The sequence below is a fragment of the Streptomyces callyspongiae genome (genome assembly GCF_047200695.1).
Classification (GTDB): Bacteria; Actinomycetota; Actinomycetes; order Streptomycetales; family Streptomycetaceae; genus Streptomyces.
In genome coordinates, this window is sequence record NZ_JBJZOM010000007.1 from 100,659 (window position 1) to 115,616 (window position 14,958).

Annotated in this window: 10 protein-coding genes; 7 read left to right on the forward strand and 3 right to left on the reverse strand. The window is 71.9% G+C overall.

The features are described 5' to 3' along the window. Window positions 1-120: 120 nt before the first annotated feature. Entirely contained in the window at window positions 121-2,355 is a 2,235-nt protein-coding gene (locus tag ACL06G_RS08630; protein ID WP_412835673.1) for an MMPL family transporter, read from the forward strand. Between the two features lie 19 nt (window positions 2,356-2,374). Here the strand turns inward: ACL06G_RS08630 and ACL06G_RS08635 are convergent, their stop codons facing one another. The 3 genes from ACL06G_RS08635 to ACL06G_RS08645 all read right to left on the reverse strand — a co-directional run bounded on the left by ACL06G_RS08635 (window position 2,375) and on the right by ACL06G_RS08645 (window position 4,922). Beyond that, a complete protein-coding gene (locus ACL06G_RS08635) occupies window positions 2,375-2,611 on the reverse strand; it encodes a DUF6191 domain-containing protein (protein ID WP_412835674.1) in 237 nt (78 codons plus the stop codon). Window positions 2,612-2,662: 51 nt separating this feature from the next. Beyond that, window positions 2,663-3,835 (reverse strand): PQQ-dependent sugar dehydrogenase, encoded by a 1,173-nt coding sequence (locus tag ACL06G_RS08640; protein WP_412835675.1) that lies wholly within the window; start codon window positions 3,833-3,835, stop codon window positions 2,663-2,665. Window positions 3,836-3,926: 91 nt separating this feature from the next. Then, window positions 3,927-4,922: an aldo/keto reductase gene (locus tag ACL06G_RS08645; RefSeq protein WP_412785239.1), complete on the reverse strand. Its 996-nt coding sequence runs from the start codon at window positions 4,920-4,922 to the stop codon at window positions 3,927-3,929. 72 nt (window positions 4,923-4,994) lie between these two features. Here ACL06G_RS08645 and ACL06G_RS08650 point away from each other — a divergent pair, with 72 nt between their 5' ends. The 6 genes from ACL06G_RS08650 to serA all read left to right on the forward strand — a co-directional run bounded on the left by ACL06G_RS08650 (window position 4,995) and on the right by serA (window position 14,933). Continuing rightward, window positions 4,995-5,966 (forward strand): 2-hydroxyacid dehydrogenase, encoded by a 972-nt coding sequence (locus ACL06G_RS08650; RefSeq protein WP_412835676.1) that lies wholly within the window; start codon window positions 4,995-4,997, stop codon window positions 5,964-5,966. A 302-nt stretch (window positions 5,967-6,268) separates the two neighbouring features. Further along, window positions 6,269-9,262, forward strand: coding sequence for a putative bifunctional diguanylate cyclase/phosphodiesterase (locus tag ACL06G_RS08655; RefSeq protein ID WP_412835677.1), 2,994 nt, complete (start codon window positions 6,269-6,271; stop codon window positions 9,260-9,262). Between the two features lie 263 nt (window positions 9,263-9,525). Then, window positions 9,526-11,403 carry an acetolactate synthase large subunit gene (locus ACL06G_RS08660; RefSeq protein WP_412785281.1) on the forward strand — a complete coding sequence of 626 codons (1,878 nt, stop codon included), beginning with the start codon at window positions 9,526-9,528 and terminating at the stop codon, window positions 11,401-11,403. 20 nt (window positions 11,404-11,423) lie between these two features. Next, window positions 11,424-11,948 (forward strand): acetolactate synthase small subunit, encoded by a 525-nt coding sequence (ilvN, locus tag ACL06G_RS08665; RefSeq protein ID WP_412785236.1) that lies wholly within the window; start codon window positions 11,424-11,426, stop codon window positions 11,946-11,948. A 91-nt stretch (window positions 11,949-12,039) separates the two neighbouring features. Further along, window positions 12,040-13,038 carry a ketol-acid reductoisomerase gene (ilvC, locus tag ACL06G_RS08670; RefSeq protein WP_412785235.1) on the forward strand — a complete coding sequence of 333 codons (999 nt, stop codon included), beginning with the start codon at window positions 12,040-12,042 and terminating at the stop codon, window positions 13,036-13,038. A 305-nt stretch (window positions 13,039-13,343) separates the two neighbouring features. Next, complete coding sequence (gene serA / locus ACL06G_RS08675; protein ID WP_412785234.1) at window positions 13,344-14,933, forward strand: phosphoglycerate dehydrogenase; 1,590 nt, start codon at window positions 13,344-13,346, stop codon at window positions 14,931-14,933. Window positions 14,934-14,958: the final 25 nt, after the last annotated feature.

Below are 14,958 nucleotides of genomic sequence, written 5' to 3' on the forward strand. Positions count from 1 at the left end.
GGGGGCCGCGTGACGTCCGCCACGTGTGAGCCGGGGCACGAAAGCGACAAATGATCACAAGTGCCTGGCACAGTGCTGCGCCGGGGGAACGCGCATCCTCGACCCAGGAAGCACTCCGGTATGGCCGCACTTGCCCGGTGGTGTCTGCGACGCCGCCTCGTCGTCGTCGCGCTCTGGCTCGTTGCCCTCCTCGGCACGGGCGCTGCCGCCGCCGTCGCGGGCACGTCCTACACCGGCGACTACGGGATCTCGGGAACCGAGTCCGCCCACGCGCAGGAGCTGATGCGGCAGGGCTTCCCGGGCAGCGATCGCGACGACACCACCGTGGTCTGGAAACGCGGCCACGGACCGGAGGGCGTGCGGGACCGTACGGTGGAACAGCGGATGGGCGAGGCGCTCGACGACATCGCCGCGCAGCCCGCGGTCGACGAGGTCACCGGCCCCTACGACTCCCGCGGCCCGGCCCGGATCAGTCCCGACGGGCACACCGCCTACGCCACCGTGCACTTCACCCGCCCCGCCGGCGACGTCGCCGAGGACGATCTGCGCCGCGTCGCCGACACCGCGCAGGCGGCCGCGGACGCCGTGCCCGGACTCCGGGTCGCGGTCGACGGGGCCGACGTTCCGGAGGCCGAGAGCTCCAGCAGCCGGCTCAGCGAGGCCGTCGGCGTGGCCGCCGCCGCCGTGGTCCTCTTCCTCGTCTTCGGCTCCCTCGCCGCCACGCTGCTGCCTCTGGTGACCGCGGTGGTGGCGGTCGGCACGGCGTGCCTGGCCACCGGCCTGCTGGGGCACGTGATGACCCTCGCCGATTTCGCCCCGATGCTGGGCACCCTGATCGGCCTCGGTGTCGGCATCGACTATGCCCTGTTCATCGTGACCCGGCACCGTCGCGGACTGCGCCGCGGACTCGGTGTCGAGGAGGCGGCGCGGGAAGCCGTCTCCTCGGCCGGCCGCGCGGTCGTCTTCGCCGGAGCCACGGTCTGCATCGCTCTCCTCGGCATGCTCGTGCTCCGACTCGACTTCCTCGTCGGTGTCGCCGTCTCCGCCTCGTTGACCGTGATCCTCGCCGTGCTGGCCTCGGTGACGCTGCTCCCCGCGCTGCTGGGAGCGATCGGCCTGCGGGTGCTCGGGCGCCGGGAGCGGAAGAGGTTCGCGCGGACCGGTCCGGCTGCCGAGGAGGGGACCGCCGGGCCCACCGCGCGCTGGTCGCGTTTCGTCGAACGGCGCCCGCGGGTGCTCGGGGCCCTCGCAGCTGTCGTGATGGTCGTCCTCGCCCTGCCGGTGCTCGGCCTGCGGCTGGGAACCTCCGACGACGGCACCGCACCCGCCGGCTCGCAGAGCCGCCAGGTCTACGACCTGATGGCCGACGGATTCGGTCCCGGGGTCAACGGTCCGCTCACGCTCGTCGCCGAGACCGACGACCCGCGGAGCAGGGCGGCGCTGCACGACCTGCCCGCCGAACTCCGCGGCACCGAGGGTGTCGCCGAGGTCTCCGGCCCGGTGATGAGCCGCGACGGCAGCGTCGGCGCCGTGACGGTGCGACCCGACTCGGCGCCGCAGGACGCGGCCACCTCCCGGCTCGTGGAGCGGCTGCGTGCCGACGTCCTCCCGGAGGCCGTCGGCGACGCGCCGCTGACCGTGCACGTCGGTGGCACGACGGCGGCGTACGACGACTTCGCCGACACCATCCTCGGCAAGCTCCCGCTCTTCCTCGGCACCGTGGTTGCGCTGGGGTCAGCCCTGCTGCTGCTTGCCTTCCGCAGCATCGGCATCCCCGCCAAGGCGGCCCTCATGAACGTGCTGGCGGTCTCGGCGTCCTTCGGCGTGGTGGTGGCGGTCTTCCAGTGGGGCTGGGGCAGCGAACCGCTCGGCCTGGGCGGTGCCGGACCGATCGAGCCCTTCCTGCCGGTCATCATGATCGCGGTGCTCTTCGGTCTCTCCATGGACTACCAGGTCTTCCTGGTGAGCCGCATGTTCGAGGAGTGGCGGAGCACCGGCGACAACCAGCGGGCAGTCCGGGTGGGGCTCGCCGAGACCGGCCGCGTGATCAACAGCGCGGCGGCCATCATGATCGCCGTGTTCGGTGCCTTCGTCCTCAGCGGCGACCGGATCATCGCCATGTTCGGTATCGGCCTCGCCACCGCCGTGGCGCTGGACGCCTACGTGCTGCGCACCTTGCTGGTGCCTGCCCTGATGCACCTGCTGGGTGGTGCCAACTGGTGGCTGCCCGGCTGGCTCGGCAGGTTCCTGCCCCGGCTCACCATCGAACCGCCGGAGCCGGACCGGCTCCCCGCGCAGCCGGAGCCCCTGGCCATCCCGCACCAGCGGGAACGGGAGCCGGTCGCTCCGGTCTGAGAGCCCGAGGGGGCACGCGTCAGACGGTGCCGGTGTCCTCCTCGTCGTCCTCGGTCTCCTCGACACGGGGACGGATGGGCAGCACCGCTCCGACGCCGCCACCCACGAGCAGCGCGACGCCCGACTCGAGGTCGAGCGGTCCGCAGCCCGGTTCGTGCTGCCCCTCGACCACCCGTGTGTGGTCGATCCGCTGCTGCTCGTCCGCGGTGTGCTGCGCCGCGGGATTGAAAAGTTCCTGAACCAGCCCGAGATCCATCCGGCGATCCTCCCGTTCTCCCGCGACCGCAGGGTCGTCGTGCGTTTCCCGTCAGCTCACTCCCAGTTCCACGATACGGTCGTCCCCCTGCCCCGGGGTACCACGCGTGTCGGTCTCGCTCGTCGTCAGCCAGAGGCCGCCGCCGGGCGCCTCCACCACGGTGCGCAGCCGGCCCCACCTGCCCTCGAGGAAGTCCTGGGGCGCGGCGACGGGTTCGCGGCCGTGCAGCGGCACCCGCCAGAGGCGCTCTCCCCGGAGCGAGGCCAGCCAGGCCGATCCCCGGACGATCGCCAGGCCGCTGGGAGAGGCTTCGGCGGGCCGCCACTGTGCCACCGGATCGCGGAATCCCGGCTCGCCCGCCCGGCCCTCGACCTCGGGCCAGCCGTAGTTCCCGCCGGGCTCGATCAGATTCAGCTCGTCCCAGGTGTCCTGCCCGAACTCCGAGGCCCACAACCTTCCCGCGTCGTCCCAGGCGAGCCCCTGCACGTTGCGGTGTCCCCACGAGTAGACGACCGACCCCTCCAGGGGGTTGCCCCGTTCCGGCGCCGCGCCGTCCGGCGTCATCCGCAGGATCTTCCCCGCCAGGGACTCCCGGTCCTGCGACAGACCGCTCCGCCCGGTCTCGCCCGTGCCGACGTACAGCATGCCGTCGGGGCCGAACGCGATGCGGCCGCCGTTGTGCACCGAGCCCTTCGGAATGCCGCGGAAGACGGTGTCCGGTGCTCCGAGCCGCTCTCCCGCCGGAGCCGCCGCGTCGTAGGACATCCGGACCACACGGTTGTCGGAGGCAGTCGTGACGTACGCATAGACGGTCCGGGCGTCGTCCGGGCGCACGGCGAGCCCGAGCAGTCCGCCCTCACCACCGGGGTCCGCTCCCGGGACAGTGCCCGCCGGGGTCTTCCGCCCCGTCGTGGTGTCCACGGCCACGATGCGTCCGGTGTCGCGCGATGCGACCAGCGCGCCACCGCCCGGCAGCGCGGCCACGCCCCACGGGGAGTCCAGCCCGGTGGTCACGGTGCGCTCCACCGTCACCGTTCCCTCGGCCGGGGGCGCCGTCCCGGAGGGCGCCGGACCGGAACTGCCGTCGGCCGACGCCGACGGCGACGCTCCCGAACCGCCTTCGCGCCCGGAGGCGCAGCCGGCCGTGCACAGCACGACACCGGCGAGCCCTGCCGCCAGGAGCGTACGGGGGCGGACCGACCACGGCCGCTCGGACGTACCCACGATCCGATCCTCCTCGGGCTGCGGCGGAGCGGTCACTTCCTGACCGGCTGCCCTCCAGGACACCACATCCCCGCCCCCGGACGCGGGCACATCAGTCCCACGAGCCCTGGGCCGGTGGCAGCGCCTCGATCTCCGCCAGGTCCTCCGCGGTGAGCCGGAGCCCGGCGGCCCCGCAGTTCTCCACGGCCCATCGCTCCTTCTTCGTCCCCGGCACGGGGACGACGTGGCGGCCCCGGGTGAGGAGCCAGGCCAGCGCCACCTGGGCGGGAGTCGCCGCGCCGTGGCGGCGGGCCACGCGGCGCAGCCCGGCCACCACCGGCTGGTTGGCCGCCATCATCTCCGCGGTGAACCGCGGGTGCCGGGCACGGACGTCGTCCCGTTCGAAGCCGCCGCCGGTGGTGAGCGTCCCGGTCAGGTAGCCGTTGCCGAGCGGCATCGCCGCGAGGAAGCCCACGGCCCGCGACTCGCACCAGGGCAGCAGCGCGTCCGCGGCCTCGCGCGACCACACCGAGAACTCCGCCTGGACGCTGCTCACCGGGAAGACCTGCTGGATCCGGTGCAGCAGACGCAGCGTCGCGTCGTGGATGCCCGCCCCCGCACGGCGGTCGGCCCGCGCCCCCATCGCCGACAGGCCCAGGCTGCGCACCTTGCCGGCCCGGACCAGTTCCGCCATGGCCCCCCAGGTCTCCTCCACCGGGACCTCCGGGTCGGCCCGGTGGAGCTGGTACAGGTCGATCACCTCGGTCTGCAGGCGCCGCAGGGACGCGTCGCAGGCGCGTTTGATGTACCCGGGCCGTCCGTTGGCGACGATGTGCTGGTCCCCGACGAGGAGTCCGCACTTGGTGGAGACGAACACGTCGCGCCGGCGCTGCTTGAGCACTCTGCCCAGCAGCAGTTCGTTGGTGAAGGGGCCGTACATGTCGGCGGTGTCCAGCAGTGTGCTGCCGTGGTCCAAAGCGGCGTGCACCGCGCGCAGCGAGGACTCGCCGTGCTGCTCCGAGGTGGAGTACGCCCAGGTCATCGGCATGCACCCGAGGCCGATCGCCCCCACTCCCAGTGCCGCGGCACCGATGGTCCTGCGCTCCACGTGGACGTTCTCCTCCCGACGGCACACCAACCTAGCGCGTGGGCGGTGAGGCGCTTCGCCTAGCCTCTGGCCATGGCTTCCGTATCCTCTGCGACCGCCCCCGGGCAACCTTCGGACGTCTGGCTGCCCGTACCGCCCGACGAGATCGACGGCCTCCCGGAGGGGTTCACCTACCACTTCTGGGACGGGGCCGAGGACTTCCCCGCGGACCCCGCGCGCTGCGGCTTCTACGTCGTGCCGTACATGAAGGGACCCCGGGTGGCCGTCGCGCCGTTGCACGCCATGACCGGGGTGCGCGTCGTGCAGACTCTCACGGCGGGGATCGACCACGTCGCGGGCGCGGTGCCGGACCTGCCCGCCGGTACCGTGCTGTGCAATGCGCGGGGCGTGCACGACGCCAGCACGGCCGAACTCGCGCTGACCCTGACCCTGGCCTCGCTGCGCGGTGTTCCCGATTTTGTGCGGGCCCAGTCCTCGGGAGCGTGGTTGCAGGGCATCCGCCCGGCCCTTGCCGACCGGACGGTGCTGATCGTCGGGTACGGGGCCATCGGGAGCGCGGTGGAGGACCGGCTGGTGCCGTTCGAGCCCGCCGAGGTGCTGCGGGTGGCCCGCACCGCCCGCACCACGGAGCGCGGTGCGGTGCACGCTCTCGACGACATGGCGGAACTGCTGCCGCGCGCCGACGTCGTGATCCTGTGCACCCCTTTGACGGAACAGACCCGGGGCCTGGTGGGCGCCGGCTTCCTGGCACGGATGCGGGACGGGGCGCTGCTGGTCAACGTCGCCCGCGGCGCGGTGGTGGACACCGCCGCCCTGCTGCCGGAAGTCGAGTCCGGCAGGCTGCAGGCCGCGTTGGACGTCACCGATCCGGAACCGCTGCCGCCGGAGCACCCGCTGTGGCGTGCGCCCGGCGTCCTGATCAGCCCTCATGTCGGCGGCCCGACAACCGCGTTCCTGCCTCGTGCGAAGCGCCTTTTGCGTGCCCAGCTCGGCCGCTGGGCGCGGGGAGCGGGGCTGGAACACGTGGTCGCCACCGCCGGGTGACGCGGTGGTGGGCCGCTGCTCCTCCTCCCACGCCCGCCGTCCGGTTCCGCTCCGCTCCGGGCGGGGCCCGGCGCGGAGCTCCGCGGCACGGATTCACCCGGTCCGTCACTTTCCGTATCGGAAGTATGTCCCTGTGTGACGAATCTGGTGTATCGTCCCGACGGTGACCGAACCGGGACACGAGGGGGGAGCGAAGGGCGAATGCGCGAGCGTGTGACGAATCGCCGGGGGCGGTACGCACGGTGGGCCGTACACCGCAGCCGCGGCGCGGGGGCGAGCGCCGCCTCCTTCCGGGGGTCCCGGTGAGTGCCCAGGGCGGTGGGCTCTGGGTCGGCCCCGGCTGTTCGCGGTCCGCCCCGAGCGCCGCGTCGCGTCCCCGTATCGGCCTCCGCCTGCTGCTCGCGGCGCTCTGCGGCGGGTACGCCGCGGGTGCGGCCCTCGGCTGGGGCTCCGAACGCCTCGCCCTGGTGATGGGGGACTTCGGTCTCAGCGCCGCCGCCCTCCTGGCGGCACTCTCCTGCGCCTGGCACGCCCGCACCCGCAGCGGCAGCCGGTTCCGTCCGGCCTGGTACCTCTTCGCCCTGTCCTCCGGCATGGCCGCGCTGGGCAACGGCGTCTGGGGCTGGTACGAGGTGGTGCTCGAGGTGCCCGTGCCGAACCCGTCCCCGGCCGACTTCTGCTTCCTCCTCTTCGCGCCTCCCGCCATCGTCGGCCTGCTGGTGCTCGCCAAGCGTCCCGTCACCCGGGCCGGCTGGACCTGCTTGGCACTGGACTCCTGGCTCATCGGAGGATCGCTGCTCACCGTCTCCTGGTCGCTCGCGCTCTCCCACACCGCCTCCTGGCAGCGCGGCTCGGTGGCCTCCGCGGCTCTCGAACTCGCGTACCCGCTGCTGGACATCGTGCTGATCAGCATCGCCCTCGCTCTGCAGTTCCGGCGCCCCGCGGCCGACCGCGCGGCGATCAGCACCGCCGTGGGCGCCCTGGCGCTCACCGTCCTCTGCGACGCGCTCTTCACCTCGCCGCTCCTGCGCGAGCACTACAGCTCCGGGCAGTTCCTGGACGCCGGCTGGTTCGCGGGGTCGCTCGTCCTCGCCTACGCGCCCTGGGCCGGTCTCCGCCGCCCGCGTTCACAAGCCTGCTCCCGCGCCGCCGGCACGGACCCGGTGCGCAGCCCGGAGCCCCCCGAGCAGCAGGCCAGGCCCATCGCCGGCTCGCTGGCGGCACTGACCCCGTATCTCGCGGCGGCCGTCAGCATCCTCAGCATCATCCACAGCGCCGTGGACGGGAGCCGCGTCGACCGTGTCGTTCTCCTCACCGGCTGCACGGTGGTGCTGGTGCTCGTCGTCCGGCAGGGCATCATGCTGCTGGACAACCTGCATCTCACCCAGGAACTGGCGGAGAAGGAGAACCACTTCCGCAGTCTGGTCCAGGGCTCGAGCGACGTCATCATGATCGTTGCCTCGACCGGTGTGCTGCGGTACGTCTCGCCGGCGGCCGCGGGTGTCTACGGCCGCGAGGCCGGGGAGCTCGTCGGGTCCGAACTCGCCTCCCTGATCCACCCCGAGGACCTCGCGCGGGTGCTGCACGAGATCCGCAGGTTCCTCGCCGCCCCGCCCGAGAAGGAACGTTCCACGCGCATCGAGTGCCGGTTCCGGCACGGCGCCGGTCACTGGCTGAACATCGAGTCCACCGTCAACCGCCACCAGGGCGGTGTCGTCCTCAACAGTCGCGACGTCACCGAACGCGTCCGGCTCCAGCGCCAGTTGCAGCACAGCGCCTCGCACGACCCGCTCACGGACCTGCCCAACAGGGCGCTCTTCACCGACAGGGTCCGACAGGCGCTCGCCGGCCGCCGGGGCGGTGACCGCGCCACCGCCGTGCTCTACATCGACCTCGACGGCTTCAAGCTGGTCAACGACACTGTCGGCCACCACGCGGGCGACGAACTGCTGGTGCATGCCGCGCGTCGGCTGCGGGATTCCGTGCGGGCGGGCGACACCGCCGCCCGGCTCGGCGGTGACGAGTTCGCCGCGCTCGTCCTCGGCGACGCCGCGGACACCGGCCCAGGGGGGCGTGAACGCCGCGTCCGGGAGATCGCCGAGCGCCTGCGGTCGACGCTCTCCGAGCCGTACGTCGTGCACGACGGCACCGAGGTGCGGGTCGCCGCCTCCATCGGGATCGCCTTCGCCGAACCCGGCATCACCCCCGATGTTCTCCTGCGCCGGGCGGACCAGGCCATGTACCGGGCGAAGCAGGCGGGCAAGGACCGCGTGGAGCTCTACACCCGGCAGCCGCCGCTGCGCCTCCCCCAGCAGGCACGTCCGGCCCGCGCCGGCCAGGAGCCCGGCGAACTCGCCGTCCTCCACCAGCCCGTCGTCGAACTCCGTACCGGCAGAGTCACCGCGGTGTGGGCCCAGGCCCGCTGGCGCTCGGCACAGGGGATGCTCCTTCCGCCCGCCGGGATCATGCAGGTCGACGGCGTGCAGGGTACGGCGGCCGGCCAGCGGGCGGCCCGGCTGGGCCGCAGGTTCCTGGACGAGGCCGTCGCTCAGGCCGCGAACCGTCACCGTGCCGGAATCGCCACGCCGTTGAGAGTCCCCTGCGCCGCCCGGCGCCTCACCGGACGGCAGCCGCCCGGGAGCGGCATCGAGTCGTTGCTCGCCCGGCACGGCCTGCCCCCCGCCTGCCTGGTGCTGGAGCTCTCCGTGGCGGACCCCCGCATCTCCTGGGGGGAACTGGAGGAGCAGCTGACCGCCCTGCGCGCTGTCGGCGTGGGCATCGCCCTGGACGGGCTGGGCTGCGGGCACGTCGGGATCACGGCCCTGAGCCGCCTGCCCCTGGACGGGATCTGTCTCGACCGGGGTCTGGTCGAAGGCGTTGTGGACTCGGTCCGGGCGAGGAAGATCGTCGCCGGGCTCCTGGGCATGGCGGACGATCTCGGGCTGACCGCCGTGGCCGACGGCATCGACCGCCCGGAACAGGTGGTCGTGCTGCGCGGCATGGGGTGCGCGCACGGCCGTGGCGCCGCGTTCTCCGGTGCACTGGACGAGCATCGGCTGCGCCGCGCGCTGAGCTCCGGCGGATACCCGCTGCCACCGGGCCGGTCCGACGGGCCGGAACCGGCAGCAGCCTCCGTGAGCAGTGCCCTGCCGCTCCCGGTGCGCCGTGGGGGAGCGAGCGGCCCCGATCCGCTGATCACCCACTCGCCCCCGAGCCGGCCTTCCGCCCCACCCGACGACGCGTACGACGCGTCACCGTCCGGGTCACATAGTGAGACACCCGTCCCACCCACTTGACACCCTCGGGGAGGGCGGAGGAAGGTCATGCCATGCGCACCCGAATTCTCGTACTTGGACGGCGCGTCGGCTGAAGGGGCCCTCACGGAACCCCGCGACCTCAGCGACGCGCTCCCCTCGCCTGCCTCCACGGCACGAGGGGTTTTTTGTTGCACCGGTGCCCGGACGGCAACCACTCCGTCCCGCGCCGACCGGTGGCGCACAGGCCGCCGGTGACCGATCACGACGAGCGCCACACCCTCACTCTCCGGGAAGAGAAGCCGATGACCGAGCAGCCCTCCGGGGCCCCCAAACCGCAGCCGCGGCCCCGCAGCGGACAGCAGCAGCCGGGCGCGCCGACACCCTCGCCCGCGCCGATGACGGGCGCGCAGTCCCTCATCCGTGCGCTGGAAGAGGTCGGCGCCGACACGGTGTTCGGAATCCCCGGCGGTGCGATCCTGCCGGCCTACGACCCGATGATGGACTCCTCGGGCGTGCGCCACGTGCTCGTGCGGCACGAGCAGGGCGCAGGCCACGCCGCAACCGGCTATGCCCAGGCCACGGGGAAGGTCGGGGTCTGCATGGCCACCTCGGGCCCCGGCGCCACCAACCTGGTCACTCCCATCGCCGACGCCCACATGGACTCCGTGCCGCTGGTCGCGATCACCGGGCAGGTCGCGTCCAAGTCCATCGGCACCGACGCCTTCCAGGAAGCGGACATCTGCGGCATCACCATGCCGGTGACCAAGCACAACTTCCTGGTCACCGACCCCGCGGACATCCCCCGGACCATCGCGGAGGCCTTCCACATCGCGGCCACCGGCCGTCCCGGCCCCGTTCTCGTCGACATCGCCAAGGACGCCCTCCAGGCCCGGACCCGGTTCTCCTGGCCGCCGCAGGCCGATCTCCCCGGCTACCGGCCCGTCACGAAGCCGCACGCCAAGCAGATCCGCGAGGCCGCACGTCTGATGACCGGAGCCCGGCGCCCCGTGCTCTACGTCGGCGGCGGCGTGCTCAAGGCCCGCGCGACCGGGGAGCTGAAGGTGCTCGCCGAACTGACGGGAGCCCCCGTCACCACCACGCTCATGGGCATCGGGGCCTTCCCCGACAGTCATCCCCAGCATCTGGGGATGCCGGGCATGCACGGCACGGTCGCTGCCGTCACCGCCCTCCAGAAGTCGGACCTCATCATCGCGCTCGGCGCCCGCTTCGACGACCGCGTCACCGGCAGGCTGGACTCGTTCGCGCCCCACGCCAAGATCGTCCATGCCGATGTCGACCCCGCCGAGATCGGCAAGAACCGTGCCGCCGACGTGCCGATCGTCGGTGACGCGCGCGAGGTGATCGCCGATCTGGTCGTGGCGCTGCAGGCCGAGTACGAGGCGGGCCGCGGCGGCGACTACGACGCCTGGTGGCAGCTGCTGGACCGCTGGCGCGAGACCTACCCGCTCGGCTACGACCTCCCCGAGGACGGCTCGCTCTCCCCGCAGCAGGTCATCCAGCGCATCGGGCGCCTCGCCCCGGAGGGGACGGTCTTCGCTGCCGGAGTGGGCCAGCACCAGATGTGGGCGGCGCACTACATCGACTACGAGAAGCCGGCCACCTGGCTCAACTCCGGGGGCCTGGGAACCATGGGCTACGCGGTGCCCGCCGCCCTGGGCGCGAAGGTGGGCGTGCCCGACAGGACCGTCTGGGCGATCGACGGCGACGGCTGCTTCCAGATGACCAACCAGGAACTCGCCACGGCCGCGCTCAACGGCGTGCCCATCAAGGTCGCCATCATCAACAACGGGGCACTGGGGATGGTCCGCCAGTGGCAGACCCTCTTCTACAACCAGCGCTACTCGAACACGAAGCTGCACGACGGAGATCCGGAGCAGGCGGACGGCGCCGCCGACATCGCGCCGTTCCGCGGCACCCGTGTCCCGGATTTCGTGAAGCTGGCCGAGGCCATGGGCTGCGTCGGTATCCGCTGCGAGGACCCCGAGCAGCTGGACGCCGTCATCGAGAAGGCCAACTCCATCAACGACCGGCCCGTCGTCGTCGACTTCATCGTGCACGAGGACGCGATGGTCTGGCCGATGGTCGCGGCGGGCACCTCCAACGACGAGGTCATGGCGGCGCGCGGCGTGCGCCCCGACTTCGGCGACAGCGACGAGTGACGAGCGGAGCAGCACAGCAGATGTCCAAGCACACCCTCTCCGTCCTGGTGGAGAACACGCCGGGCATCCTGGCAAGGATCGCCTCGCTGTTCTCCCGCCGCGGCTTCAACATCGACTCCCTCGCGGTCGGAGTCACCGAGCACCCCGACATCTCCCGCATCACCATCGTGGTGAATGTCGAGGACCTCCCGCTGGAACAGGTCACCAAGCAGCTCAACAAGCTCGTCAACGTGCTGAAGATCGTCGAGCTGGAGCCCGGATCGGCGGTCCAGCGGGAACTCGTCCTGGTGAAGGTCCGCTCCGACAACGAGACGCGCTCGCAGATCGTCGAGATCGTGCAGCTGTTCCGCGCGAAGACCGTCGACGTGTCGCCGGAGGCGGTCACCATCGAGGCGACCGGCAGCAGCGACAAGCTCGAGGCCATGCTGCGGATGCTGGAGCCGTACGGCATCAAGGAACTGGTGCAGTCCGGGACCATCGCCATAGGACGGGGTGCCCGGTCGATCACCGATCGCTCGCTGCGCGCCCTGGAACGCAGCGCCTGACCGGCCTTCCAGCATCCGAGCGCCGGAACCCACCGACCCCGCCCCGCCGTACGGTGGGGCGCCCCACCAGCAAGAAACGAGGAGACCCCAAGTGGCCGAGTTGTTCTACGACGCCGACGCCGACCTGTCCATCATCCAGAACCGCAAGGTCGCCGTTCTCGGTTACGGCAGCCAGGGGCACGCCCACGCTCTCTCGTTGCGCGACTCCGGCGTCGACGTCCGGGTCGGCCTGAAGGAGGGCTCCGCGTCCCGCACCCGGGCCGAGGAGCAGGGCCTGCGGGTCACGACACCGGCCGAGGCCGCCGCCGAGGCCGACGTCATCATGATCCTGGTCCCGGACCCGATCCAGGCCAAGGTCTACGAGGAGTCCGTGGCCCCCCACCTGGAGGCGGGCAACGCGCTGTTCTTCGGCCACGGCTTCAACATCCGTTTCGGCTTCATCAAGCCCCCGGCCGGGGTGGACGTCTGCATGGTGGCGCCGAAGGGCCCGGGCCACCTCGTGCGGCGGCAGTACGAGGAGGGGCGCGGCGTCCCGTGCATCGCGGCCGTCGAGCAGGACGCCTCGGGCAGGGCGTTCGACCTGGCCCTGTCCTACGCCAAGGGCATCGGCGGCACCCGCGCCGGCGTGATCGGGACGACCTTCACCGAGGAGACCGAGACCGACCTCTTCGGCGAGCAGGCTGTGCTGTGCGGTGGCACCTCCGCCCTGGTCAAGGCCGCCTTCGAGACCCTGGTCGAGGCCGGCTACCAGCCCGAGATCGCCTACTTCGAGTGCCTGCACGAGCTGAAGCTGATCGTGGACCTCATGTACGAGGGCGGTCTGGAGAAGATGCGCTGGTCGGTCTCGGAGACCGCCGAGTGGGGCGACTACGTCACCGGCCCGCGGATCATCACCGACGCGACGAAGACCGAAATGCGGAAGGTGCTCTCCGACATCCAGGACGGCTCCTTCGCGACCAACTGGATGAAGGAGTACGAGGCAGGTCTGCCCAAGTACAACGAGTACAAGAAGGCGGACAGCGACCACCTGCTGGAGACCACCGGCCGCAAGCTGCGGAAGCTGATGAGCTGGGTCGACGAGGAGGCCTGACCTCGCACCGCCGTCGCGGGGCGGGGAGGCGGGCCCCGCCCGGACACTGCCCCGCGACGGATTCCGTGCGCCCCGCACACCGGCGGGTGCGTGCGACTGCCGGCACGGCTCCGTCGGGCCCGTGGGACACGGGCCCGACGAAGATCCCGGAACGTCGGCGGGAGCCGCCATTCCGCGGCTAGACTTGAGCAGAAACGCGTCACAGGCTCACAGCGTCGTGTGTCTCACGTGGCTGCCCACCTCCACCGCCCTTCGGCCGTCGGAACGCGGCCGTCCGTAGAGGACAAGTGAGGACTGAATCCCTCGTGACCAAGCCTGTCGTACTCATCGCTGAAGAGCTCTCACCGGCGACCGTCGACGCCCTGGGACCGGACTTCGAGATCAGGCGCTGCAACGGGGCCGACCGCTCCGAGCTCCTCCCCGCGATCGCCGACGTCGACGCCGTTCTGATCCGCAGCGCCACCAAGATCGACGCCGAGGCCGTCGCCGCCGCGCGCCGGCTGAAGGTGGTCGCCCGTGCGGGTGTCGGACTGGACAACGTGGACGTTTCCGCCGCCACGAAGGCGGGCGTCATGGTGGTGAACGCTCCCACGTCCAACATCGTCACGGCCGCGGAGCTCGCCTGCGGTCTGCTGGTGGCGACCGCGCGCAACATTCCGCAGGCCAACTCCGCTCTCAAGAACGGTGAGTGGAAGCGGAGCAAGTACACCGGCGTCGAACTCAGCGAGAAGACGCTCGGAGTCGTCGGCCTCGGACGCATCGGCGTCCTCGTCGCGCAGCGCATGTCCGCCTTCGGCATGGACGTCGTGGCCTACGACCCCTACGTGCAGCCGGCACGCGCCGCCCAGATGGGCGTCAAGCTGGTCTCCCTCGACGAGTTGCTCGAGACGTCGGACTTCATCACCGTCCACCTGCCCAAGACTCCCGAGACGCTCGGACTCATCGGCAACGAGGCCCTGCACAAGGTCAAGCCCGAGGTTCGCCTCGTCAACGCCGCGCGGGGCGGCATCGTCGACGAGGACGCCCTGCTCGCCGCGCTCAAGGAGGGGCGCGTGGCCGGGGCGGGGCTGGACGTCTACAGCAGCGAACCCTGCACCGACTCCCCGCTGTTCGAGTTCGACCAGGTCGTGTGCACACCCCACCTCGGTGCTTCCACCGGGGAGGCCCAGGAGAAGGCGGGCATCTCCGTCGCCAAGTCCGTACGCCTGGCCCTCGCCGGTGAGCTCGTGCCCGACGCGGTCAACGTCCAGGGCGGGGTCATCGCGGAGGACGTACGCCCGGCGCTGCCGCTCGCCGAGAAGCTGGGCCGCATCTTCACGGCCCTGGTCGGCGAGGTCGCCGTCCGGCTGGATGTCGAGGTGTACGGCGATCTCACGCAGCACGACGTGAAGGTCCTCGAACTCTCCGCTCTCAAGGGCGTCTTCGAGGACGTGGTCGACGAGACGGTCTCCTACGTCAACGCTCCGCTGTTCGCGCAGGAGCGCGGCGTCGAGGTCCGGCTCACCACCTCCAGCGAGTACGCGGAGCACCGCAACATGGTCGTCGTCCGCGGCACCCTCGGCAGCGGGGAGGAGGTCTCCGTCTCCGGCACGCTGGCAGGTCCCAAGAACCAGCAGAAGGTCGTGGCGGTCGGTGCCCACGACATCGACCTCGCGCTGGCCGACCACATGGCCTTCCTGCGCTACAGCGACCGTCCGGGTGTCGTCGGCACCCTCGGCCGTATTCTCGGCGAGGCGGGCATCAACATCGCAGGCATGCAGGTTTCCCGTGCCACGGCGGGCGGCGAAGCCCTGGTGGCGCTCACGGTCGACGACACCGTGCCCCCGTCCGTCCTCACGGAGATCGCGGCCGAGATCGGTGCGACGTCCGCACGGGCTGTCAGCCTCGAGGAGTGACCAGACCCGGACGATCATCGCGGGC

Bases quoted from the DNA above. Each gene is read 5' to 3' on its own strand.
- ACL06G_RS08630 (WP_412835673.1), top strand. From the start codon at position 121: ATGGCCGCACTTGCCCGGTGGTGTCTGCGACGCCGCCTCGTCGTCGTC.
- ACL06G_RS08635 (WP_412835674.1), bottom strand. From the start codon at position 2,611: ATGGATCTCGGGCTGGTTCAGGAACTTTTCAATCCCGCGGCGCAGCAC.
- ACL06G_RS08650 (WP_412835676.1), top strand. From the start codon at position 4,995: ATGGCTTCCGTATCCTCTGCGACCGCCCCCGGGCAACCTTCGGACGTC.
- ACL06G_RS08660 (WP_412785281.1), top strand. From the start codon at position 9,526: ATGACCGAGCAGCCCTCCGGGGCCCCCAAACCGCAGCCGCGGCCCCGC.
- ilvN (WP_412785236.1), top strand. From the start codon at position 11,424: ATGTCCAAGCACACCCTCTCCGTCCTGGTGGAGAACACGCCGGGCATC.